At 55.0% G+C, this 24,193-nt stretch carries 19 protein-coding genes; 13 read left to right on the forward strand and 6 right to left on the reverse strand.

The genetic code is table 11. The annotated features are described in order from the left end of the window. The first annotated feature begins 10 nt into the window (after positions 1–10). The 6 genes from B1C80_RS02000 (at position 11) to xylA (ending at position 6,998) form a co-directional block, all read left to right on the forward strand. Complete coding sequence (locus B1C80_RS02000; protein ID WP_077919364.1) at positions 11–1,420, forward strand: putative oxidoreductase C-terminal domain-containing protein; 1,410 nt, start codon at positions 11–13, stop codon at positions 1,418–1,420. A gap of 50 nt (positions 1,421–1,470) precedes the next feature. Then, a complete protein-coding gene (locus B1C80_RS02005; protein ID WP_077919365.1) occupies positions 1,471–2,646 on the forward strand; it encodes a Gfo/Idh/MocA family protein in 1,176 nt (391 codons plus the stop codon). Between the two features lie 64 nt (positions 2,647–2,710). After that, complete coding sequence (locus B1C80_RS02010) at positions 2,711–3,550, forward strand: SDR family NAD(P)-dependent oxidoreductase (RefSeq protein ID WP_077919366.1); 840 nt, start codon at positions 2,711–2,713, stop codon at positions 3,548–3,550. Positions 3,551–3,640: 90 nt separating this feature from the next. After that, positions 3,641–4,687, forward strand: a complete 1,047-nt coding sequence (locus B1C80_RS02015; RefSeq protein ID WP_369822677.1) for an endo-1,4-beta-xylanase — start codon at positions 3,641–3,643, stop codon at positions 4,685–4,687. Between the two features lie 101 nt (positions 4,688–4,788). Next, complete coding sequence (locus B1C80_RS02020) at positions 4,789–5,493, forward strand: NUDIX hydrolase (RefSeq protein ID WP_077919368.1); 705 nt, start codon at positions 4,789–4,791, stop codon at positions 5,491–5,493. Between the two features lie 173 nt (positions 5,494–5,666). Continuing rightward, the gene (xylA, locus tag B1C80_RS02025; protein ID WP_077919369.1) at positions 5,667–6,998 is read left to right on the forward strand and encodes a xylose isomerase; all 1,332 of its coding nucleotides are present in this window, start codon (positions 5,667–5,669) and stop codon (positions 6,996–6,998) included. Between the two features lie 62 nt (positions 6,999–7,060). Here xylA and B1C80_RS02030 read toward each other — a convergent pair whose 3' ends face one another. The 3 genes from B1C80_RS02030 to recQ form a co-directional block, all read right to left on the reverse strand. Next, positions 7,061–8,272: a regulatory iron-sulfur-containing complex subunit RicT gene (locus B1C80_RS02030; RefSeq protein WP_236648565.1), complete on the reverse strand. Its 1,212-nt coding sequence runs from the start codon at positions 8,270–8,272 to the stop codon at positions 7,061–7,063. Positions 8,273–8,359: 87 nt separating this feature from the next. Beyond that, positions 8,360–9,643: a phosphoribosylamine--glycine ligase gene (gene purD, locus B1C80_RS02035; RefSeq protein WP_077919371.1), complete on the reverse strand. Its 1,284-nt coding sequence runs from the start codon at positions 9,641–9,643 to the stop codon at positions 8,360–8,362. An 87-nt stretch (positions 9,644–9,730) separates the two neighbouring features. After that, entirely contained in the window at positions 9,731–11,938 is a 2,208-nt protein-coding gene (gene recQ, locus B1C80_RS02040) for a DNA helicase RecQ (RefSeq protein ID WP_077919372.1), read from the reverse strand. Between the two features lie 107 nt (positions 11,939–12,045). Here recQ and B1C80_RS02045 point away from each other — a divergent pair, with 107 nt between their 5' ends. From B1C80_RS02045 to proC, 7 genes are all read left to right on the forward strand, one after another. Next, positions 12,046–13,014, forward strand: coding sequence for an SIS domain-containing protein (locus B1C80_RS02045; RefSeq protein WP_077919612.1), 969 nt, complete (start codon positions 12,046–12,048; stop codon positions 13,012–13,014). A 273-nt stretch (positions 13,015–13,287) separates the two neighbouring features. Further along, positions 13,288–13,803, forward strand: coding sequence for an RNA polymerase sigma factor (locus B1C80_RS02050; protein WP_077919373.1), 516 nt, complete (start codon positions 13,288–13,290; stop codon positions 13,801–13,803). A 203-nt stretch (positions 13,804–14,006) separates the two neighbouring features. After that, the gene (locus B1C80_RS02055) at positions 14,007–15,479 is read left to right on the forward strand and encodes an NAD(P)/FAD-dependent oxidoreductase (RefSeq protein ID WP_077919374.1); all 1,473 of its coding nucleotides are present in this window, start codon (positions 14,007–14,009) and stop codon (positions 15,477–15,479) included. Positions 15,480–15,511: 32 nt separating this feature from the next. Further along, positions 15,512–16,348 carry a phytoene/squalene synthase family protein gene (locus tag B1C80_RS02060; protein ID WP_077919375.1) on the forward strand — a complete coding sequence of 279 codons (837 nt, stop codon included), beginning with the start codon at positions 15,512–15,514 and terminating at the stop codon, positions 16,346–16,348. Positions 16,349–16,398: 50 nt separating this feature from the next. Next, positions 16,399–17,889 carry an Asp-tRNA(Asn)/Glu-tRNA(Gln) amidotransferase subunit GatB gene (gene gatB, locus B1C80_RS02065; protein WP_077919376.1) on the forward strand — a complete coding sequence of 497 codons (1,491 nt, stop codon included), beginning with the start codon at positions 16,399–16,401 and terminating at the stop codon, positions 17,887–17,889. Then, the gene (locus B1C80_RS02070; RefSeq protein WP_077919377.1) at positions 17,886–19,010 is read left to right on the forward strand and encodes a TlpA disulfide reductase family protein; all 1,125 of its coding nucleotides are present in this window, start codon (positions 17,886–17,888) and stop codon (positions 19,008–19,010) included. The genes gatB and B1C80_RS02070 overlap by 4 nt, the downstream gene beginning before the upstream one ends. Positions 19,011–19,075: 65 nt before the next feature. Beyond that, positions 19,076–19,879 carry a pyrroline-5-carboxylate reductase gene (gene proC / locus B1C80_RS02075; RefSeq protein ID WP_077919378.1) on the forward strand — a complete coding sequence of 268 codons (804 nt, stop codon included), beginning with the start codon at positions 19,076–19,078 and terminating at the stop codon, positions 19,877–19,879. A 76-nt stretch (positions 19,880–19,955) separates the two neighbouring features. Here proC and purB read toward each other — a convergent pair whose 3' ends face one another. From purB to B1C80_RS02090, 3 genes are all read right to left on the reverse strand, one after another. Next, complete coding sequence (gene purB / locus B1C80_RS02080; protein WP_077919379.1) at positions 19,956–21,296, reverse strand: adenylosuccinate lyase; 1,341 nt, start codon at positions 21,294–21,296, stop codon at positions 19,956–19,958. 94 nt (positions 21,297–21,390) lie between these two features. Continuing rightward, positions 21,391–22,770 (reverse strand): DUF1207 domain-containing protein, encoded by a 1,380-nt coding sequence (locus B1C80_RS02085; protein WP_077919380.1) that lies wholly within the window; start codon positions 22,768–22,770, stop codon positions 21,391–21,393. Position 22,771: 1 nt separating this feature from the next. Then, positions 22,772–24,136, reverse strand: a complete 1,365-nt coding sequence (locus B1C80_RS02090) for a dipeptidase (protein ID WP_077919381.1) — start codon at positions 24,134–24,136, stop codon at positions 22,772–22,774. Positions 24,137–24,193: the final 57 nt, after the last annotated feature.

A 24,193-nucleotide genomic window follows, 5' to 3' on the forward strand; every position in this document is an offset into this window, starting at 1 on the left:
CGCCCTGCCCATGAACCGAAACCTAATGCTGGGCAGCCTGTGCGCGGCTACCCTACTTACCGCGTGTCAATCCTCACAGTCAACGGATAAAACCCGCACCGATACGAATACCATACGACTGATTACCCTCGACCCCGGCCATTTTCACGCGGCCCTGGTTCAGAAAACCATGTACGAAGGCGTAGACTCGACTGTTCGCGTTTACGCCCCCGACAGCCAGGGGAGCGGCCCGTCGGACCTGCAGCTGCACCTCGATAAAATTCAGGGGTACAACAGCCGGGCCGACAACCCGACCCGGTGGAAAGAAGACGTGTACCGCGGTTCCGACTTCCTGGCCAACATGCTGGCTACCAAAGCCACCCCCGGCGATGTGGTGGTGATGGCGGGCAACAACCGGCTGAAGACCGATTACATCGCGCAGACCGTTGGAGCGGGGTTCAACGTGCTGGCCGACAAGCCTATGGTCATCAGCGCGTCGAACTTCGACAAGCTGAAAGACGCTTTCGCCACGGCCGGGCAGAAAAACGTGCTCTTATACGACATCATGACGGAGCGGTACGAAATCACGACCATGCTCCAGCGGGCTTTTTCGCAGCAGGCGGCTCTGTTCGGCACGCTGGAGAAAGGCACCCCCGCCAACCCGGCCGTTACAAAAGAAAGCGTCCATCACTTCTACAAGAACGTGTCGGGCAGTATTCTTACCCGACCGGCCTGGTTCATGGACGTGGCGCAGCAGGGCGAAGGCATCGTTGACGTGACCACCCACCTGGTCGACCTGGTTCAGTGGGCCTGTTTCCCGGAACAGTCGCTCGATTACCAGAAAGACATCCGGCTTACCTCGGCCCGGCGCTGGACAACGGACATGACGCTGAGCCAGTTTAAAGCCATCACCAAACAGGCCAGCTTCCCCGACTACCTGCGGAAGGATGTGGTCAAAGACAGTGTCTTGCGGGTATACAGCAATGGCGAGATCAACTACCAGCTCCGGGGCGTTCATGCCAAAGTATCGGTCACCTGGGCCTACAAAGCTCCCGAAGGTGCCGGCGACACCCACTATTCGATCATGCGCGGCAGCAAGGCCAACCTGATTATCCGGCAGGGCGCCGAGCAGCAGTACAAGCCCACCCTCTACATTGAGCCCGTAGCCGGCAACAGCAGCCTGGAAGCCTCCCTCAAAAGCGTATTACCCGCCGTCCAGAAAGCGTATCCCGGCATCGACGTAAAAAAGACGGGTGCGGGCTGGGAGGTCATTATTCCGGAGAAGTATAAGGAAGGTCACGAAGCCCACTTCGGCCGGGTCATGGAAAAATACCTGACGTACCTGAAAGCGGGATCGATGCCCGCCTGGGAAGTCCCCAACATGATCGCTAAATACTACACTACCACCCAGGCGCTCGAACTGGCCAAAAAAGCGCAGTAAGCGGATTGGCTTGCCAAATCTGGCAAGCCCAGAAACCCCACGCAGACCCAATGAATCAGATCCAGGATACCAACCGGCGCTCTTTTCTGAAGGAGTCGCTGACGACCGCAGCTGGTCTCGTTACCGGCACTTCCCTGTCTGCACAGACGCTGACAGCCTCCACCCAGCTGATCACCCTGTCGGCGCCCGCTATCATTACGACGCCGAAAGCACCGCGAATTCGGTTTTCGGTCATTAAAATGAACCACGGCCATATTTACGGTCAGGTCGAAGCCGTTATCCGGGGCGGGGGCGAGCTGGTTTCGTTTTATGCACCGGAGCCGGACCTGGCAGCCGCCTTTGCCAAACGCTATCCCAATGCCAAACAGGCCAGCGATGAAAAAGCCATTCTGGAAGACAACTCGATTCAGCTGATCCTCAGCTCGGCAATTCCGGAAGAGCGCGCTCCGCTGGGTATTCAGGTGATGCGGCACGGGAAAGATTACATGGCCGACAAACCCGGTATCACCACCCTCGCCCAACTGGCCGAAGCGCGTAAGGTGCAGAAGGAAACCAAACGCATCTACTCGATCATGTACAGCGAACGGTTCGAGAACCGCGCTACCGTCAAAGCCGGTGAGCTGGTCAAAGCCGGGGCGATCGGTAACGTGGTGCAGACCATTGGCCTCGGCCCGCACCGGATGACCCCGAAATCGCGGCCCGACTGGTTCTTCGACAAAAAGAAGTTCGGCGGGATTATTTGCGACATCGGCTCGCACCAGTTCGACCAGTTTCTGTTCTTCACCAACTCGACCCAAGCCGACATCGTTGCGTCGCAGGTGGGCAACGTACACCATCCGCAGTATCCGAAATTCGAAGATTTCGGCGACGTCATGCTGCGTGGCGATGGCGGAACGGGCTACATCCGGGTCGACTGGTTCACCCCCGATGGACTCAAATCCTGGGGCGACGGCCGCCTGACTATTCTCGGCACAGAAGGCTTCATCGAAATTCGGAAGAACATCGATCCGGCCGGTCGCGAGGGGGGCAATCACCTCTTTATAACCGACAAGAAAGAAACCCGCTATCTCGATTGCAGCAAAGAACCGCTGCCCTACGGCGAGCAACTCGTAAACGATATTCTGAACCGGACCGAAACCGCTATGTCGCAGGAACATTGCTTCCTGGCCACCGAACTGGCACTCAACGCCCAGAAACAGGCCCGGCCGCTTACCCTGAAAAAATAAGCGCAGCCCAGTGCTGCCTCAAACACCCCAATTCTGGATCATCAATTAATTAGCTAGTAGTAAAATGGAATCCTTTGCAGAGACCCCCAATCAACAGGTTGCCGAACCGGCCGCCGATACACATATCCGCTTTGACCACGCGTTCTCCCTGGCCGGTAAGCTGGCCCTGATTACGGGCGGAGGCAGTGGCATTGGTTTCGATATTGCCCGCTGCATGGTCGACGCTGGTGCTACTGTGATCATCACCGGCCGCCGGGAGCAACCCCTCCGCGACGCCGTGGCCGCACTTACCGCCGATCGACCTACCCCCGCAGCCCATTACGTGGTCAACGACGTGACCGAGCGCGATCGGCTCGACGGACTGGTTGCCGACATCGAAACGACCTACGGGCCCATCGATGTTCTGGTCAACAACGCCGGTATCAACATGAAAAAACCCGCGCTGGAAGTTACAGACGCCGACTTTGACCGGATTGTTCATACCAACCTCAACTCGGTATTCTCGCTGACCCGCGCGTGCGCCGGCCGGATGATCGAGCGCGGCTCCGGCTCCATCATCATGATCTCGTCCATGGCGGCCTACTACGGTATTGACCGGGTGGTGGCTTACGCAGCTTCCAAGTCGGCGGTAGAAGGTATGGTTAAGGTGCTGGCGTCGGAGTTTTCGGGCAAAGGCGTTCGCGTCAATGCCATTGCGCCGGGATTCATCGAGACAGCTATGAGCAAAACCGCCATGGGGGGCGACCCCGACCGCTTCGCCCGCGCCATGCGTCGGACCCCGATGGGTAAATTCGGCAAACCTGAAGACATTGGCTGGGCCGCCGTTTTTCTGGCCTCCGACGCAGCCCGGTACGTTACCGGAGCCTCGCTCCCCGTCGATGGCGGTAACTCGATCGGTTTCTGATGGCTTATACTGACCTATTTCAGATCTGTTAACCTCTTTTAGCGCGTTACCATGAAAACCTCCATTCGTTTGTCGGTACTGCTGGGCGGTATGACCCTGCTGGGCGCGGGCCTGTCCTCGCACGTTCAGGCCCCCGAGCCAACCCTCAGGGATGCCTACAAAAACTATTTCCCGATTGGCGTAGCCGTAGCTCCCCGCACCCTGACCGGCCCCGAAGCCGACCTGGTCCGGCAGCAGTTCAGCAGCATCACCCCCGAGAATGCCATGAAGATGGGGCCTATCCACCCCGAAGAAAACCGGTACTTCTGGAAAGACGCCGACGCCATTGTCGACTTTGCGGTGCAGAACAAGATCAAAGTGCGCGGCCATACGCTGTGCTGGCACAACCAGACGCCCCGCTGGTTCTTTACCGACGCCGATGGGAAGCAGGTGAGCCGCGAGGTGTTGCTGGCTCGCCTGAAACAGCACATCAATGACGTTATGGGCCGCTACAAAGGCAAAATCTACGCCTGGGACGTCGTTAATGAAGCCGTACCCGACACGGGTACCAGCCTGTACCGGAAGTCGAAATTCTACGAGATCATTGGGGAAGACTATATCGCCAAAGCCTTTGAATACGCCCATGAAGCCGACCCCGGTGCCCAGCTGTTCTACAACGATTATAACACCGAAAACGCATCGAAACGGGATCGGATCTACCAGATCCTGAAGAAGCTGAAAGACAAAAAAGTACCTATCGATGGGGTTGGTCTGCAAGGCCACTGGTCTATCTACGAGCCTACACCCCAGGAACTGGAAGAGTCGATCAATCGGTTTGCCAGCCTCGGTCTGAAGGTACAGGTTACCGAACTCGACATGTCGGTCTACCCGAAAGAGCACGAACGCCGGGCGCGGAAACCGACCGATGTCAGCGAGTTCACGCCCGAGATGGAGCAGAAACAGGTGGCACAGTATAAAATGCTGTTCGACCTGTTCCGCAAGCACAAAAAGACGCTGACCGGCGTAACCTTCTGGAACCTGTCGGACAAGTACTCCTGGCTCGACAACTTTCCGGTACCGGGCCGAAAAGATCACCCGCTGCTGTTCGATGAAAATTACCAGCCCAAAAAAGCCTATCAGAGCGTCGTAACGTTTTAAACGGTCGACCCGACGGGGTGGGATAAAAAACAGCAGTAAGCGCCAGAATTACGTAGTTTGCAGCCGAACGCACCGGTTTATCCCGCGTCGGTCCCGGATCAATGGTAGAACAGTATAAACAGCAGCATCCGTATCTGGTAGCCCTCGACTCCATCATTTTTGGCTTCGACGGCGAAAGCCTGAAGGTGCTGCTGGTGAAACGAGGCCTGGAAGAACAAACCTGGTCGCTCATGGGTGGCTGGCTGCAACCCGACGAAAGTCTGGAGCAGGCAGCCACCCGTATTCTGTTCGAACTGACCGGCCTGACCAACGTCTACCTCGAACAGCTCAACGCCTTCGGCGACCCGCAGCGCGACCCGATTGTCCGAACCGTTTCGGTTGCTTATTTCTCGCTGGTCAAAGTAGCCGACTACGCGTCGAAGCTGACCGAAGCGTTCCAGGCACGCTGGTTTTCGATCTACGATCTGCCGCCCCTGTTGTTCGATCATGGCGACATGGTCGACCTGGCCATTCGCCGATTGCGGTACAAAGCCGCCCTGCACCCCATCGGTTTCGAATTGCTGCCCGAGAAATTTACCATTCCCCAACTCAAAAAGCTCTACGACGCGATTTACAACACCGAGTTTGACAAGCGTAACTTCAGCCGCAAAATCCTGTCGACCAACCTGCTGATCAAGCTCGACGAAAAGCAGAAAGGATTCTCGAAACGGGGGGCCTTTTTCTACCAGGTCGACATGCCCCGATACCAGCAGCTGACCCACTCCCTACTGAACGTTATCCCCAGCCCCGACGCTATCAGCTGGTAAAACCCTATCGCCAGGTTTATAGGCTAATTTCCCTAAAAATTAATACCTCTCGTTTTGACATTTACATTTTAAGTGTCAATTTTACACTCAATAATCAGCAGGAAGACGAACCCCTGCAAACGAGCTGATTATCAACCATAATTATCAACTAACCAGTAACCAACTCCAGAACCATGGCAAACGTCACACTGGGTGATCAAGAATACTTCAAAGGCATTGACGTCATTCCGTACGAAGGCGTTCAGTCGAAAAATCCGCTGGCTTTCAAATGGTACAACCCCGAGCTGATTGTTGGTGGCAAGTCGCTGCGCGATCACCTGCGGTTCGCTATCAGCTACTGGCATACCTTCACCGGAACCGGTGGCGATCCGTTCGGGCCGGGTACCCGCATTTTTCCGTGGGATCAGGACAGCGACGCCAACGTTCGGGCGCGACTCAAGATGGATGCCGCGTTCGAGTTCATCACCAAAATCGGGGCGCCCTACTACTGCTTCCACGACATCGACCTGGTTGACGAAGGTGACTCGGCCAGCGAGTACGAAAAACGGCTGCAGACAATTGTCGAGTACGCCAAGCAGAAACAACAGGCCAGTGGCGTGAAGCTGCTGTGGGGAACGGCCAACGCGTTCTCGAACCCCCGCTACATGAACGGCGCATCGACCAACCCCGATTTTGCGGTGGTGGCGTATGCCGGTACGCAGGTTAAAAACGCGCTCGATGCTACCATTGCTCTGGGTGGCGAAAACTACGTATTCTGGGGTGGTCGCGAAGGCTACATGTCGCTGCTGAATACAAACATGAAACGTGAGGTCGAGCACCTGGCCCAGTTCCTGACCATTTCCCGCGATTACGCCCGCAAGCAGGGCTTTACGGGAACGTTCTTCATCGAGCCGAAGCCGATGGAGCCTACCAAGCACCAGTACGACTATGACGCGGCTACCGTCATTGGTTTCCTGCGTCAGTACGGTCTGGAAAACGATTTCAAGCTGAATATCGAAGTCAACCACGCTACCCTGGCCGGTCATACATTTGACCACGAACTGCAGGTGGCCGCCGACGCCGACATGCTGGGCAGCATCGACGCGAACCGGGGCGATTACCAGAACGGCTGGGATACCGATCAGTTTCCGATCAACCTCTACGAACTGACCGAAGCCATGCTGGTTATTCAGCAGGCCGGTGGTATCAAGCCGGGCGGTATCAACTTCGACGCTAAAGTGCGCCGGAACTCGACCGACTTCGACGATCTGTTCATTGCTCACATCAGCGGTATGGATGCATTTGCGCGGGCCTTTATCGTGGCCGACAAGATCCTGAAAGACTCCGATTATCTGGCATTCCGGAAAGAGCGGTACGCGTCGTTCGACCAGGGCAAAGGCCAGGAGTTCGAGCAGGGCAAACTGACCCTCGAAGACCTGCGGAGCTATACGCTGGAGAACGGCGAGCCCCAGCTGCGCAGTGGCAAACAGGAGTGGCTGGAGAGCATCGTGAACCAGTACATCTAAGCACTACTATCCTCCTGATAAGCATAAACCCCGGCTGTACTGAGTATAGCCGGGGTTTGTTTTTATTGCGCTTTACCGTTGGGGGCTGGCTTCGGCGCGCTGCCGGTACCACCCTTCGATTTTTTCTTTTTCTTCTTGTTGGTCCGGGTGGCGTATTTGGCGTCCAGCTTCTGCAAATCGCTGTTGAGCGCAGCCAGCGGTACGGCCTCTTTCTCACCAACGGGCGTCAGGACATCGAACGACTCTGGGATAACACCCTTTTTGTTCAGCTCGACGATCTCCAGCACCCGCGCAATGGGCAGGGGGTGCCAGGTACTTTCGGCGCCATAGCCAAACCACATCAGCTTCCGGAAAATGTCGGTTTTCTGCAACCACGCCCGGCCTTTCTGCGTCTCCAGCGGTTTATCGATGGTCGGAATATCACGCAGCGCATCCATGTAGGTATCCAGCTCGTAATTCAGGCAACACTTCAGCCGGCCGCACTGCCCCGACAGTTTAGCCGGATTCAGCGACAGGTTCTGGTACCGGGCCGCCGAGGTGGCAATGTTCTTGAAATCGGTCAGCCAGGTTGAGCAGCACAGTTCACGACCGCAGGAGCCGATGCCCCCCAGCCGACCGGCTTCCTGACGCAGGCTGATCTGCCGCATCTCGATGCGGGCTTTGAACTCGCTGGCCAGCATTTTGATCAGCTCCCGAAAGTCGACCCGCTCCTCTGACGAATAGTAGAACGTAGCTTTCGTGTTATCGGACTGAAACTCGACGTCCGACAGTTTCATGTTGAGCTTCAGTTCACGCACGATCTCGCGCGAGCGATACAGGGCGGGCAGGTCGCGCAGTACCGCCTGTTCGTGCCGATCCATATCTTTCGGTGTAGCGATCCGGTGAATAACACGGGTGTCGTCGTTGATTTTGACGTTCCGCTTTTTTACCTGCAGGCGCACCAGTTCGCCCTGCATCGATACGGCCCCGATGTGGTAGCCCGACTGCATCTCTACCACCACGTAATCGCCGGTTGTCAGATCGAGCTGGTGAACGTTGCGGTAGTAGTCTTTACGGCCTCCCTTAAACTTTACTTCAACAACATCGTATTTTTTTGTGCCTGGCATGGCCACATCGCTCAGCCAGTCGAATGAATTCAGTTTGTTGCACCCCCCAGTGCTGCACCCACCGCTGCCGCAGCCTTTGGTAGCCGTTTTCTGCGGTTCTCCGCCCGGCCCCTCAGCCGCGCCACGCTGGGTTCCACACCCACCGGTCGCACAGGATTTACAAGACATAATATATATAGTTAGCAGCGATGAGTACCGAGCCACAGGCACCGGATGGCGTGTTTAGACCAACCCGTTCCGGCTCCGTATTCGTCGCTAGTCAGCGTACCGGATCAGGTCGAGCCCGATATCTTTCCGGTACTGTTTTCCCTCAAACTGCACCGTCCGGGCCGCTTCCTGCGACTTCCTGACGGCGTTTTCGAGCGAGTTTGCCTGGGCTGTCAGCGCCAGTACCCGCCCTCCGTTGGTCAGTACATGACCGTTTTGCGCCAGCGTTCCCGCATGGAACGCGGTTACATCATCTAAACGATCCAAGTCCGAAATGATTTTACCTTTCTGGTACTCGTCCGGATACCCGCCCGATACCACCACCGTTGTTACCGCTGTCTGGGGCGAAACCTGCAGGGTTATCTTGTCCAGATCGCCCTCGGCCGTAGCGACCATCAGCTCTACCAGATCCGTCTGGATGCGGGGCAGTACGACCTCGGTTTCTGGATCACCCATCCGGGCGTTGTATTCGATCACATAGGGTTCGCCGTTGACTTTGATCAGCCCAACAAAAATGAAGCCCTGATAGCGGATACCCTCGCGCTGCAAACCCGCCAGCGTTGGTTTCACGACCTTCTCTTCAACTTTCCGCAGGAATGACTCATTGGCAAATACAACCGGCGAAACAGCTCCCATACCACCCGTATTAGGACCCGTATCGCCTTCGCCGATGCGTTTGTAATCTTTGGCTTCGGGCAGAATTTTGTAGTTCGTCCCGTCTGTCAGCACGAACAGCGACAGCTCGATACCGCGCAGAAACTGCTCGACAACAACCTTGTTACCAGCCGCTCCGAATTTCCCGCCGAGCATATCGCGCAGGGTAGCCTGCGCTTCGGCCACGGTATCGGTAATGATAACCCCTTTGCCGGCTGCCAGGCCGTCGGCTTTCAGTACGATCGGCAGCGTATGGGTTTCCAGATAAGCCAGGCCAGCGTCGAGGGTTTCAGTCGTGAAGGTTTGCGAGGCCGCGGTTGGAATACCATGCCGGGCCATGAACGACTTCGAGAAGTCTTTGCTGCCTTCCAGCTGAGCGCCTTCGGCATCGGGCCCTACAATCCGTAACCCGGCCAGATCGGGCTGTTGCCGCAAAAAATCGACAATGCCTTTTACCAGGGGCTCTTCCGGCCCAACGATGAGCAGGTCGATCTGATGGTCACGGATGGCGGCTGCAACGGCTTCAAAATCGCTGTAACCGATGGTCAGGTTGGTGGCTACCAGCGCCGTACCAGCATTTCCCGGTGCCACAAAAAGCGTATCACACAAAGGGCTTTGGGCCAGCTTCCATGCAAAGGCATGTTCACGCCCGCCCGACCCAAGAATCAGAATATTCATTTATTGAAATGTATAATGAATAACGTACAATGATGAATAAAAGCAACAAGCAGGGCTCATTATACATTATTCATTTTTCATTATACATTAATTGGCAACTTCCGACAGGAACTTGATGCGCATCAAACGCAGGTCCTGCTCGGTAAAATCGTCACCACCGAACTCACGCATGGCAACGGCAATGTTATCGGTTTCAGCCCGCATGAAGTACTCATATATTTCGTCCTGCCGGTCTTCATCCATAACCTGGTTGATGTAGTAATCGAGGTTAAGCCGCGTACCGGAGTAGCAGATGTGCTCGATTTCTTCCATCAGGTCTTCCATCGAAAGCGATTTGGCTTCCGCAATCTCATCGAGGTCGACTTTGCGATCGATCTGCTGGATGATAAAGATTTTTACTTTCGACTTGTTGACGGTCGATTTGATAACGACATCTTTAGCCGTCTCGATTTCGTTGTCCTCAACGTACTTGGTAATCAGCTCGATAAAAGGCCGACCAAATTTCTGCACCTTCCCCATCCCGACGCCATTGATCTGCGCCATCTCCTCGCGGGTGGTTGGGTAGGTCGTGGCCATCTCCTCCATAGACGGGTCCTGGAAAATGACGTACGGAGGCAGGTTCTTCTCTTTCGCTACTTTTTTCCGCAGCGCCTTCAGCAGACCGAGCAGCTCTTCATCGTAGGCAGCCCCGCCCGATGTGGGTGTGGTTTCGGCCTCGTGATCTTCTTTTTCGGGCTCCTGCTGATCGTAGTCGTGGTCTTTGGAGAGCGAAACCGGATACGGATCCTCGATGTAGTTGAGCCCGCGCTGGGTCAGTTTCAGAATCCCGTAGTTGTCAACGTCTTTTTCAATATAGCCGTAGATCGTGATCTGTTTCAGCAGCGAACACCAGAAGTCCGGGTTCTCGTTGAACTCACGGCCTTTGCCATAGACGTCGAGCCGATCATGCTCGTAGCTCGTTACGTACTGATTGCCCGTGGCGGTCAGCACGTCGGCCAGGTGCGCCACGTCGAATCGCTGATCGGTTTGCAGCACAGCCTGCAGCGCCAGGATGACCTCGTTCTGTACCTTGAATTTCTCGGTGGGCTTCATGCAGTTATCGCAGAAACCACAGTCCTTATCCAGAAACTCGCCAAAATAACCCAGCAACTGCCGACGGCGGCATACGCCCAGATTCGCGTACGACACCATTTCGGTCAGCAGGTGGCGGGCATTGTCGCGCTCGGTAACGGGCTTGTCTTTGTTAAACTTCTCCAGCTTGACGATATCGTCGTAGCTGTAGAACATCAGGCAGTTGCCTTCAAGCCCGTCGCGGCCAGCCCGGCCTGTTTCCTGGTAGTATCCTTCCAGCGATTTGGGCGCGTCATAGTGAATAACGAAGCGGACGTCGGGTTTATCGATACCCATCCCGAAGGCAATGGTGGCGCAGATGACGTCTACATCTTCGTTCAGGAAGGCATCCTGGTTATTCATCCGCGTCTGCGGATCTAGACCGGCATGATACGGAAGCGCCTTTACGTCATTGACATTGAGCAGCTCGGCAATTTCTTCAACGGTTTTGCGGCTGAGGCAATAGACGATTCCTGATTTTCCTTTGTGCTGCTTGATGTATTTGATCAGCTGCCGTTTGGCATCGGCTTTGGGCCGGATTTCGTAGTACAGATTCTTGCGGTTGAACGACGTCTTGTACAGGTTGGCGTCTTCCATCTGCAGGTTTTTCTGGATATCCAGCTGCACTTTGGGCGTTGCCGTAGCGGTTAACGCGATGACGGGCAGGTTACCGATGTTATCGACAATACCCCGAATCTTGCGGTACTCCGGCCGGAAGTCATGACCCCATTCTGATATACAGTGGGCCTCGTCAATGGCGACAAACGAGATATTGGCTTTCTTCAAAAAATCCAAATTCTCTTCTTTCGTTAACGACTCCGGCGCTATATACAGGAGCTTCAATGTACCATTGAGCGTATCTTTCTTTACCTTGTTCATTTCTGCTTTCGAGAGTGTCGAATTCAGAAACTGGGCATTTACGCCAAAGGCATTCAGCTGGTCAACCTGATTCTTCATCAGGGCAATAAGGGGCGAAATAACGACAGCAGTACCCTCACTCACAATAGCGGGCAATTGATAGCACAGCGACTTGCCCGCGCCGGTGGGCATAATAACGAACGTATTGCGACCCGCCAGAATACTATGGATTATAGCTTCCTGGTCGCCCCGGAACTGGCTGTAACCGAAAATCTCTTTGAGCCGTTCTTTGAGGGTCGTGTAAACCGTCTGATCAACCTGCATCATTCTACAAATCGTACAAAAGTTACTTCACTTTAGGTGCTTGCCGTATCTTTGCTTTATAAAGTTAGCGAATATACGCGGCAAACCATTCCTGATTGCCAAAACCCATGCTGAAAGTAATAAAAAATCATAAAAGCATAGCCCGTACTGTACTGCAGGCAGAGGCCGACGCAATCCGTGAAGCGATCGACCGGCTCGACGACCAGTTCGATGCGGCTGTTGAGGCTATTTTGGCCCTCACAGGCCGCGTTGTCGTGTCTGGCGTGGGGAAAAGTGCGCTGATCGGTCAGAAGATTGTGGCCACTATGAACTCGACGGGCACCCCTGCCCTGTTCATGCACGCTGCCGATGCCATTCATGGCGATCTGGGCATGATCCAGACCAACGACCTGGTGCTTCTGATTTCGAAAAGTGGCAACACGGCCGAAATTAAAGGGCTGCTTCCTATGCTGCGCGATAAAGGAGTACGTATTATAGCGATGGTCAGTGAGCAGAATTCTGCGCTGGCCCGCCAGGCCGACTACGTTCTTCACGCCTACGCGCCCGTTGAAGCCGATTCACTCAATCTGGCGCCTACCACCAGTACTACGGTGGCGCTGGCCCTGGGCGATGCGTTGGCCGTAAGTCTGCTGGAGGCTCGTGGGTTCACCCGGCAGGATTTTGCCCGCTATCATCCGGGCGGTTCGCTGGGCAAGCGATTGTTTTTAAAAGTTGCGGATATTTTTCCCCAAAACGGCTGTCCCCAGGTAAACGCCAATACCACAGTACGGGATATTATTTTCGAAATATCCGCTAAACGGCTGGGTGCCACGGCCGTAGTGGACGAAAACGGACAACTGGCGGGGATTGTGACCGACGGCGATATTCGCCGGACGGCTTCGGCTCACGACGCGTTCTGGCAACTTACGGCGGCCGACATCATGACCCATTCGCCAAAATGCATTGATCCCGACGCTTATGCCGTTGACGCGCTGAAAAGGATGCAGGAATATAACATTTCTCAGTTGGTAGTGACCCATAACGAGCGGGTTATGGGCTTTGTTCACCTGCATGACCTGCTGAAGGAGGGCATTGTCTAGCGACATAACGCTCATTCTGTTTAAGCAAAAATCGAGATTGTTAAACAATATCCACAGTGTGCGTTCCACAAAATGTGGGAAAAAATCCACACTTCACAAGTTCACATATCAACGTATATACAATTGGCATCAAAATTAATGTCAGATAACTATCTGATTATCAACAATATTTATTACCAAGACGAAGTAGCTTAAGTATTTTAGCAAAGCTGGTTGCTTTTTTGTTTAATAGCTGTGTAAATTTGATTCAACAGGGATAAAACTTAAACAGCTATGACTGCGCTCGAATTCACTCATCATATTGGAAAAGTGTCCAAGTCGTTGCGCCCGTTCGCACTCCGGCTCACCAAAGACGTAGAAGATGCTAACGACCTGCTCCAGGATACGCTGCTGAAAGCTTTTACTAACCGTGATAAGTACACCGACGGAACTAACCTTAAAGCCTGGCTTTATACCATCATGAAAAATACGTTCATCACTAACTACCAACGGATGGTGCGTAAGAATACTTTCATTGATACAACTGACAACTTGCACTACATCAACTCGATGGAGAGCAGCACCGACAACCTGGCTTATTCGTCATTTGCGCAGGACGATATCAACCGGGCCGTCAACAGTCTCGACGATACATACCGGACCCCATTTATGATGCACTTCCGTGGTTTCAAATACCACGAGATCGCTGCAAAACTGGATATTCCCATCGGTACCGTGAAAAACCGGATTCACATTGCCCGTAAGGAATTGAAAGACCAGCTTAAAGTATACGCGCATTTTAACGCCTAATCGCGATACTTTTCAGACTTTGTCTCGTCTTAGAGACATTGATTGAGTAGTTTTTGGTTAAAAAAGAGGAAGGTTCAAAAAAGTTGGATGGGTTTCCGTCCAACTTTTTTTTGCTACAAGGAGTTGCGGATAGGTACTCAGCGTGGAAATGTGCAACTTGGCACCCGTTCGCTGGATCGCTTACTTATTCGCATTACTTACCAATGTCCCAACGCGTTCTTGTGCTGGGAGCCGGTTTTGCCGGACTCTCTGCCGCCACTAGCCTCGCCGATCAGGGTTACGACGTTACCATCCTCGAAAAGAACAGTATGCCAGGTGGCCGGGCGCGGCTGTTCCAGGCAGAAGGCTACACCTTCGATATGGGTCCCAGCTGGTACTGGATGCCCGATGTATTCGATACCTATTTTGCCCGCTTCGGCAAACGAACAGCCGACTACTACAAACTCGTCCGGCTCGACCCGTCTTACAAAGTCGTCTTCGGCCCCGACGAAGCGGTTGACCTGCCGGCCGGTCTGCCTAATCTGGAAGCCCTGTTTGAGCAGTTCGAACCCGGCAGCGGGCCGCGGCTCCGCGAGTTCTTGAGCCAGGCCTCCTATAAATACAAGGTCGGTATGCAGAACTTCGTCTGGAAACCCAGCCGGTCGGTTACCGAATTTCTCAGCCTCAAACTCCTCTACGACGTTACCCGACTCGACGTATTTCAGTCCTTCGCTGTACACGCCCGTAAGTTTTTCTCGCACCCCCGCCTGCTCGAAATCGTTGAGTTTCCGGTGCTCTTCCTGGGGGCTACGCCGGAGAACACGCCCGCCATGTACAGCTTGATGAACTATGCCGAAATGGCGTTGGGCACCTGGTATCCGATGGGTGGCATGCACGAGATCGTAAAGGCCATGGTTAGCCTGGCAGAAGAAAAAGGAGTGAAAATTCTGCTGAATCAGACTGTTCGGAAAATTGACATCGTCAACGGCCTGGCCAAACGAGTCGTAACCGATCAGGGTATATTTGAAACCGATGTGGTCGTGGCCGGTACGGATTACAACCACGTAGAAACCACCCTGGTTGATCCGGCCTATCGTAACTATGACGATGCCTATTGGCAAAAACGGGTCATGGCTCCGTCGTCACTGCTTTTCTACCTGGGTGTCAGCAAACGCTTACCCAAGCTGGAACACCATAACCTGTTCTTCGACGAGGACTTCAAGCAGCACGCTCACGAAATTTACGAGAAGCCGCAATGGCCCAGTAAACCCCTCTTCTACGCGTCGGCCCCGTCAAAAACCGATCCCAGCGTAGCACCGGCTGGCTGCGAGAATCTTTTCCTGCTCATACCGGTAGCCCCCGATCTCACCGACGACGAAGCAACCCGGGCCCATTATTTCGAGATGATCATGGATCGGCTCGAAGCCTATGTGGGCGAAGATATTCGGAATTACATCGTTTATAAACGCAGTTATGCCCACAGCGACTTCAAAAGCGACTACAACGCATTCCGGGGCAATGCGTACGGACTGGCCAACACACTCAAGCAAACCGCACTTTTAAAGCCATCGCTCAAGAACAAACGGGTGAACAATTTGTTCTACACGGGTCAACTGACGGTACCGGGGCCCGGAGTTCCGCCGTCGCTCATTTCCGGCCTGGTCGTCGCCAATGAGGTTGCTAAAGAATTTTCATAACTTGTCACCCTAACCTTCCGCTTTAAACCCGTATGATGGCATTGTTCAACAAGACCGCACTGGAATGCAGCAAGCTAATCACTGAGCATTACAGTACGTCGTTTACCTTGGGGATCAAGACGCTTGACCGCAAGTTCCACATGCCCATCTACGCCATCTATGGGTTTGTACGCTATGCCGATGAGATCGTGGATACATTCCATGACTACGACAAGAAAACCCTCCTTGACCGGTTCAAACACGATACGTACCAGGCCATTCAGGAAAAAATAAGCCTGAACCCCGTGTTGCAGTCCTTCCAGCTGGTGGTGCGCCAGTACAAGATTGAGCACGAGCTGATCGATGCGTTTCTGCGCAGTATGGAAATGGACCTGTATCAGCAGGAATACGATGCCGAAGGGTATAACGAATACATTTACGGCTCGGCCGAGGTGGTCGGGCTCATGTGCCTGCGCGTCTTCTGCGAAGGCAACTGCGACGATTTTGACCGCCTGCGCGAGCCCGCCCGCAAGCTGGGAGCCGCCTTTCAGAAAGTAAACTTTCTGCGCGATCTCAAGAGTGATTATGTAGACCGGGGCCGGACTTATTTTCCGGGTATCGACTTCACGCAGTTCGGTCGCGATGCCAAAGCGCTTATCGAGAGCGACATCCAACGCGATTTTGACGAAGCCTACGTGGGTATCCTGAATTTGCCACGCGGTGCGCGCATGGGGGTTCATCTGGCCTATACGTATTACCAGACGCTGTTCAATAAAATCAAGCAGCTGCCGGCTTCGACCATCCAGAATGAGCGGATTCGGGTACCTAACCCGCAAAAACTGGCGCTCCTGGCCCAGACTTACCTGAAGTACCGACTGAATGTAATCTAAGGGCTTCGTCTGTTTTCGCTATCTTTGCCGGGAACTGCTTCTCTGTAATTATGGTAGCCGATGCGTCGCTTTCGCCGGAAATTCTTGCTCAGTACGAAGCCGTTGTCGGGCTGGAAGTGCATTGCCAATTGCTGACCAACAGCAAAATCTTCGCAGCCGACGCCAACGCCTTCGGAGCTGACCCCAACACCCATATCAGTGTCATTACGCTGGCCCACCCCGGCACGCTACCCCGCCTGAACCGAAAGGCGATCGAATATGCCGTACGGATGGGACTGGCCTGCGAGAGTACAATTACCCGCCACAATATTTTTGCCCGGAAAAATTACTTCTATCCCGATCTTCCGAAAGGCTATCAGCTCTCTCAGGATAAAGGACCCATCTGCGTAGGCGGAGGCATTCCGGTAAAAGCCAAAGACCCGGCTACGGGACAGCCGTACGATACGACGATTCAGCTCCACCATATTCACCTCGAGGAAGACGCCGGAAAAAGTATTCACGATGCCGACCCGACGGCTACCTGCCTGGATTACAACCGCGCCGGTACGCCCCTGATCGAGATGGTAACCGAGCCCTGCATCCGCACGGCCGACGAAGCTGGCCAGTTTCTGACCGAAGTTCGCCGGCTGGTGCGCTACCTCGACATCTGCGATGGCAACATGGAAGAAGGTTCGCTGCGCTGCGACGTGAATGTTTCGATCAGGCCTCGGGGTGCTACGCACTTAGGCACGAAGGTTGAAGTGAAAAACCTGAACTCGATTCGCAATGTGATGCGGGCCGTTGATGCCGAATTTCGGCGGCAGGTCGAGGTCACCGAGGCAGGCGGGTATATCGGGCAGGAAACGCGCACGTTCGATGCCGCAACGGGCCGCAGCTACGCCATGCGCGAAAAAGAAACGATGAACGACTACCGCTACTTCCCGGACCCCGATCTCACCCCGGTCATGATTCAGGATGCGTGGCTGGCCGACATTCAGGCCAATATGCCGATGTTGCCCGCCGAGTGGTACCATAAATTTACTACCCAGTACAACTTACCGGACTATGATGCGGCCCTGCTGACCGATGCCAAAGAACTGGCTGAATATTACGAAGCCGTTTGTCAGCATACGAGCAATTACAAGGCCGCATCGAACTGGATTATGGGGCCGGTCAAGGGCCAGCTCAATGAAAAGACGCTGCGCGATCGGCAGTTTCCGGTATCGGCGGTGCAGCTGGCGGCCCTGATCACCCTCATCGACAACGGCACCGTTAGCCAGACCGCAGCGCAACAGGTGTTTGGGCTGATGCAGGAGCAACCCGGCATACCACCCGCCGAACTGGCTCAGCAGCATGGACTGGTACAGAATCGCAATACCGACGCCTTGAAAACGTTGGTAGAAGAGGTACTGGCAGCCTGGCCCGACAAAGTAGATCAGTACCGAAAAGGCAAGAAAAACCTGCTGGGTATGTTCGTTGGCGAAGTCATGAAAAAATCAAAAGGCTCGGCCGATCCGAAGCTAGTGAACGAGTTAGTCGTGAAGACATTACAAACAACATGAAAAAACTGCTTTTTGGCGTTACAAGCCTGTTGGCCCTGAGTACGGTTGCTTTCGCGCAACAGAAGTCGTTCACCGTTACGGGCAAGGTGAACAAAGCCGCCCCCGGTAGCTACGTGTACCTGGAGGCCAACAGCCAGCCTACCCGCAAGCTCGACTCAGCTAAGGTTGAAGCCGGCAACACCTTTACCATGACCCACCCCGTTGTTGACGGGGGCGAGGTGTTCGTCCTGAACACGGGCGGGGGCCAGAAACTGGCTCTCCTGGCCGAAGGGGGCGAAACGCTGAATGTCGTTGCCGATGGATTCCGGATGGACGCCAAAACCGGCCAGCCCGGCAAAGCAACCGTTACCGGCTCCAAAAACATGGAGTATTACGACAAGCTGATGACGCTCCGTACCGATATGGAAGCTAAAGTGGCTAACTGGAACAAGCAGGTAGCCGCAGCCACTGAGAAAAAAGACAACAAACGCATCGCTCAGATCGAGCAGGACTATACAGCCGCCGAGGCCGAGGTTGTCAATAAAGTGAAAGCCATGCTGCCCGAAATGGGTACGTCGCTGGTGTCGCTCTTTGCGCTGAACTTTATCAATATCGATACCGACTTTGCCACCTACGATGAGCTGGCCAAACGGTTTGAGAAAGAGAACCCCAACAGCCCCCACGCCAAATCGCTTATCGGTCGCGTGGCCCGGATCAAAGGCCTGATGGTTGGTTCGCCAGCGCCAGAAATCGCCCTGAGCGACACCGCCGGTACCGTTGTTCCGCTGTCGTCACTGCGGGGTAAGTACGTTCTGATTGATTTCTGGGCATCGTGGTGCGGGCCGTGCCGCAACGAAAACCCCAATGTGGTTCGGATGTATAACAAGTTCAAAGACAAAGGCTTCACGATCTACAGCGTTTCGCTCGATCAGGCTAAAGCCAACTGGACCCGCGCCATTCGGAACGATAACCTTACCTGGACCCACGTGTCGGACCTGAAGTTCTGGCAGTCGGCTGCGGCTCAGCAATACGGAGTACAGGCCATTCCGGCCACGTTCCTGCTCGATAAAGACGGAAAAATCATCGCCAAGAATCTTCGCGGACCGGCGCTGGAGCAGAAACTCGAAGAAATTCTAAAATAAGAGAAGACACGGCATAGCCGGAAGCGATTTCTTCCGGCTATGCGTGTTATTACCCACCCCTTCCTATGAAAATTGCGATTGTTGGCTGCGGCAACATGGGTATGGCTTTTGCCAAATCGTTTGTCCAGTATAATCTGGTCAGTCAGGACGATCTGCTGCTGATCGAAAAAAGCGCCGACCGCTCCGAGGCTCTTCGTGCCGAGAAAGCGGGTGTAGTGGTTGACACGATCAGCCACCGCGTTGGCGAAGCCGACCTGATTATTCTTTCGGTTAAACCACAGGATTTTAACGGCGTACATGAATCGCTGCGGGGCGTTATGCAACCTCGCCAGGTGGTGTTGTCTATCATGGCCGGTATTCCGATTGCGCAGATTCAGGAGAAGCTGAATCACCCGCTGGTCGTTCGGGCCATGCCCAATACACCAGCCATGCTCGGCATGGGCATTACCGGCTTTACGGCCGCCAAAGAAGTGGACCTGGCCAACCTGCGCCGGGTCGAAAACCTCATCAACGCCACCGGTCGTTCTATCTTTCTGGAAGATGAAGCCATGCTCGATGCCGTAACGGCACTCAGTGGCTCGGGTCCGGCCTATTTCTATTACGTGGTCAAGGCCATGATTGAAGCCGGCAGGCAGATGGGCTTCGACGATGCAGTAGCGGCTCTGCTGGTTAAACAGACCATGCTGGGTTCCTACCACCTGATCAACACCGCCGACAAATCGCTCGATGAACTGATTAAAGCGGTGGCATCTAAAGGCGGCACAACCGAAGCCGCCCTTCGGCAGTTTGAGCAGGGCGCTCTATCAGACACCCTGGTTGCCGGCATTAAAGCCGCCCAGGTCCGGGCTACGGAGCTATCTAAAGGGTAGTTTTACTATAAACGATGGGGGCCGGCCGGTAGAACAGCGTTTGTCTACCGGCCGGCCCCCATCGCTTGCTTATAGCTTACAGGCCCGTGTACTGGAAGGGTGTAATGGCCCGTAGTTCGTTCCTGACCGAGTCCGATACGGCCAGTTCGTCGATAAACTGCCAGATCGTTTGCTTGGTAATTTTCTCGTTCGTGCGGGTGAGGGCTTTCAGCGCTTCGTAGGGTTGCGGGTAGCCTTCGCGACGCAGCACGGTCTGGATGCCTTCGGCCACAACCGCCCAGTTATCATCGAGGTCGGCCTGCAGCGCGGCTTCGTTCAGCTCCAGCTTATCCAGTCCTTTCAGCAGCGATTTCAGCGCAATGACCGAATGCGCAAACGGTACACCCAGGCTCCGCAAAACGGTCGAGTCGGTCAGGTCGCGCTGAAGTCGGGAAATGGGCAGCTTGGCCGACAGGTGCTCCAGCAGGGCATTGGCAATACCCAGGTTACCTTCTGAGTTTTCGAAATCGATGGGGTTCACCTTGTGGGGCATGGCCGACGAGCCAACTTCACCCTCTTTCAGCTTCTGTTTGAAGTAGTTCATCGATACGTACGTCCAGATGTCGCGGTCGAGATCGATCAGGATCGTATTGAGCCGCTTGTAGGCATCCAGCGTAGCCGCCAGCATGTCGTAATGCTCGATCTGGGTCGTAAACTGACTGCGGACCATCCCCAGACTTTTGACGAAGGAGTCGCCGAACTCTTTCCAGTTCTCGTTCGGATAGGCTACAGCATGGGCGTTGAAATTACCCGTAGCACCGCCGAATTTGGCCGCCGTCGGGATAGCCGCCAGCAGGAGCAGCTGCTTTTCGATTCGCTCTACAAACACGCTCAGTTCTTTGCCCAGACGCGTTGGGGAGGCTGGTTGCCCGTGTGTGCGGGCCAGCATGGGAATATGGGCCCACTGGTCGGCCAATTGTTGCAACCGCATGTATACCTGCCGATACAGGGGCGTTATCTCGGTGTCCATGGCCTCGGACAGCGACAGCGGAATAGCCGTATTGTTCACGTCCTGGGAAGTTAGACCGAAGTGAATGAACTCCAGATACGGCTCAACGGGCGACCCTTTCAGCTTCTCCTTGATGAAGTATTCAACGGCCTTAACGTCGTGGTTGGTGGTTTTCTCGATGTCCTTGATCCGCTGCGCATCGGCCTCGGTAAACTGCTCGTACAAAGCCCGCAAAGCCGGAAAATGGGTCGCGTTGACCGCCGACAGTTGCGGAACGGGCCATTCGCAGAGAGCGATAAAGTACTCGACTTCGATACGAATCCGGTAACGAATCAGGCCAAACTCCGAGAAATAGGGGGCCAGTGATTCGACCTGACGCCGGTAGCGGCCATCAACGGGCGATATGGCCGTAAGTGCAGATAAATCCATACAATTAGGTAAAACGCAAAGGTACAAACGGGCGGGTCAACCAGCGGCATGCCCGGTAGACTTTGCCGCTGGCTGACCCGCCCGTCTTATTTTTTCAGAATGGATTCAGGTAAACCCCGATGCCGATCCATGAGGTCTGCTGCTGCTCGAACTGGCTGTAGGGTCGGAAGCCCGAGTAGCCTTCGAGCAAAAACGTCAGGTTATTCTGCGTGCGACCCACTTCTACGCCCACCCCGCCGTGAATACCCGGCCTGAAATCGGTCTGTTGCCAGAACTTGACATCGACGCCACCGACCAGCCGGGCCAGCCGCTCAGACGGCTTTTTGTAGTACGCACCCAGTTGCGCGCTGAGCCGCTCCCGCTCGCTGGTCTTGCGTAGCCCGATGCCCAGACCGCCGTAGAGCCGCCAGTTCTGTACCATCCGGCTGTAGGTCGCATCGACGACCTCGTAATTCACCGAGTTGGGCGAAGGGGCCGTGATCCGGTTGCGGTAGATGTAATCGTCGCCCAAATGTGACGACAGATGATAGAACCGGAACCGGTAGTTGTTTGCACCCCGCCGTACGTTGTAGATGATGCTGATCTTGTAATCGTTGTTCATGATCTGCCGGCGCTGACGGCCTTTGTCGGCATCCCAGTAGACTTCAAACTGGGTAAACGACGCCAGATCCAGCACAACTTCCTCTGATCGGCCCGGCTCGGTAGTACGCCGGTAGAATGGCTTCGCAAACCCGAACGCAAACGGAACAATGCTGCCTTTGTAACGACTCCCCTCCGTATAATAAGCGGGCAGTACGGAGCCATAGGTCTGCGCTTCGAGCGGGTCGAGCAGGATGGGGTCGAACAGATGCCCTTTGGGCAAAAACTCATGTTTGGGTCGGCTCAGTCGGGGCTGTTCGGCATTGGCTGGCGCGGGAGTTACCGCCAGGCTGTCCGTTACCGGCGCAGTAGCTTTCCGGCGTTCGCGTTTGGGCCGGGCGGGCCGGGCTGCGGGTGGCGCTGGCTCAGCGGGCGTCACTACGACCGGGGCTGGCGGTGGCGTTACTACCGCCGGGGCAGGCTCGGGAGCTGGCGTTACGGCTGGTGCAGCCTCTTTCCGGCGTTGTTCCCGCCGTTCGCGCCGACTGGGTTCAGCGGGTTTTGGCGCTGGAGCTGGGGCCGGAGCTACGGTCTGCGCATCAGCGCCCGTTTTGACAGGCTCAGCTGGCTTGGGTTTTTCGGCGGGCGGTGCCGGACGGTCTTTTTCGGCTTTTTTTGCCTGTCGCTGCCGTTCTTTTTCGGCCTGTCGGGCTTCGTACTCGCGTTGTTTCTGCAGCCACTCGGCCCGGACCTGACGTTCGCGCTGAACTTCCCGTTCAATTTTTTCTTTTTGTCGTTGCTCGGCTGGCGTCAACGTTCGGGGGGCTGGCTGCTGAGCCAATACCAGCGATCCGGTCAGGCAGGTTAGCAAAAGAGGCAATAAAGCGTGTTTCATGTTACTGCTTCAACTCCGCGTAGTTTTTGTAGAAGTACGGAATGGTTTCGATGCCTTTATAAAAATTAAACAGGCCGTAGCTTTCGTTGGGTGAATGGAGCGCATCGGTATCCAGACCAAATCCCATCAGAATAGATTTTATACCCAGTTCCCGCTCAAACAGGGCTACGATCGGAATACTGCCGCCCCCCCGCGTTGGAATCGGTTTCTTACCCCAGGCATCTTCGAAAGCCCGGCTCGCGGCTTCGAATTCGACCGAGTCGACGGGGGTCACGTAGGGCAGCCCGCCATGATGAGGCATCACCTTTACCGTCACGCCCGCCGGTGCAATGGCGGTAAAATGCCGGGTGAATAAATCCGTAATCTCCTCGGGCGTCTGGTTCGGAACGAGCCGCATGCTGATCTTGGCCGAGGCTTTGGAAGGCAGCACCGTTTTGGCGCCTTCGCCCGTATAGCCGCCCCAGATGCCGTTGGCATCGAGCGTAGGGCGTATGCTGGTCCGTTCGTTGGTCGAGTAGCCGCTTTCGCCCATCACGTCGCTGATCCCTAAATCCTGCTTGTACTCGTCCAGGCTGAACGGTGCTTTAGCCAGCTCGGCCCGTTCGGCTTCGCTCAGATCAACCACCTTGTCATAAAAACCAGGTATGGTAATGCGGCCCTGATCGTCGTGCAGACTCGCGATCATTTTAGCCAGTACGTTGATCGGGTTGGCTACCCCTCCCCCGTATACACCCGAGTGCAGGTCGCGGTTAGCGCCCGTCACCTCGACCTCTACGTACGATAAACCGCGCAGTCCGGTTTCGAGCGACGGCGTTTCGTTGGAGATAATGCTTGTATCGGAGATCAGGATTACGTCGGCTTTGAGCAGTTCCCGGTTCCCGGCCACGAAGGTGCCGAGGTGGTCGGAACCGACTTCCTCTTCGCCCTCGATCATCACTTTTACGTTGCAGGGCAGCCCATCGGTAGCCAGCATGGCTTCCAGCGCCTTGATGTGCATATAAAACTGCCCTTTATCGTCGCAGGCCCCCCGGGCATAGATCCGTTCGTTACGAATAGTCGGCTCGAAAGGGGGCGTTTTCCAGAGTTCGTACGGATCGGCCGGCTGCACGTCGTAATGCCCATACACCAGCACCGTTGGGCGGGCCGGATCGACCAGTTTCTGCGCAAAAACAATGGGGTGGCCCGCAGTTTCGTGCAGCTGGGCATCGTCCAGTCCGGCTGCGGTCAGCTTATCGCGAACAAATTCGGCCGCCCGGCGAACGTCATTTTTGAAGGAAGAGTCGGCCGATACCGACGGGATACGTAGTAACTCGAGCAGTTCATCCAGGAATCGCTGCTTATTTTCGGCAAGGAAGTCTGTTAGCATAGGTCTTGTCTGGGTCTGGTACGATACGGCATCGGCGGTTCATTGGGTAGCGGGTTC

The organism is Spirosoma sp. 209 (genome assembly GCF_002006735.1).
Classification (GTDB): Bacteria; Bacteroidota; Bacteroidia; order Cytophagales; family Spirosomataceae; genus Spirosoma; species Spirosoma sordidisoli.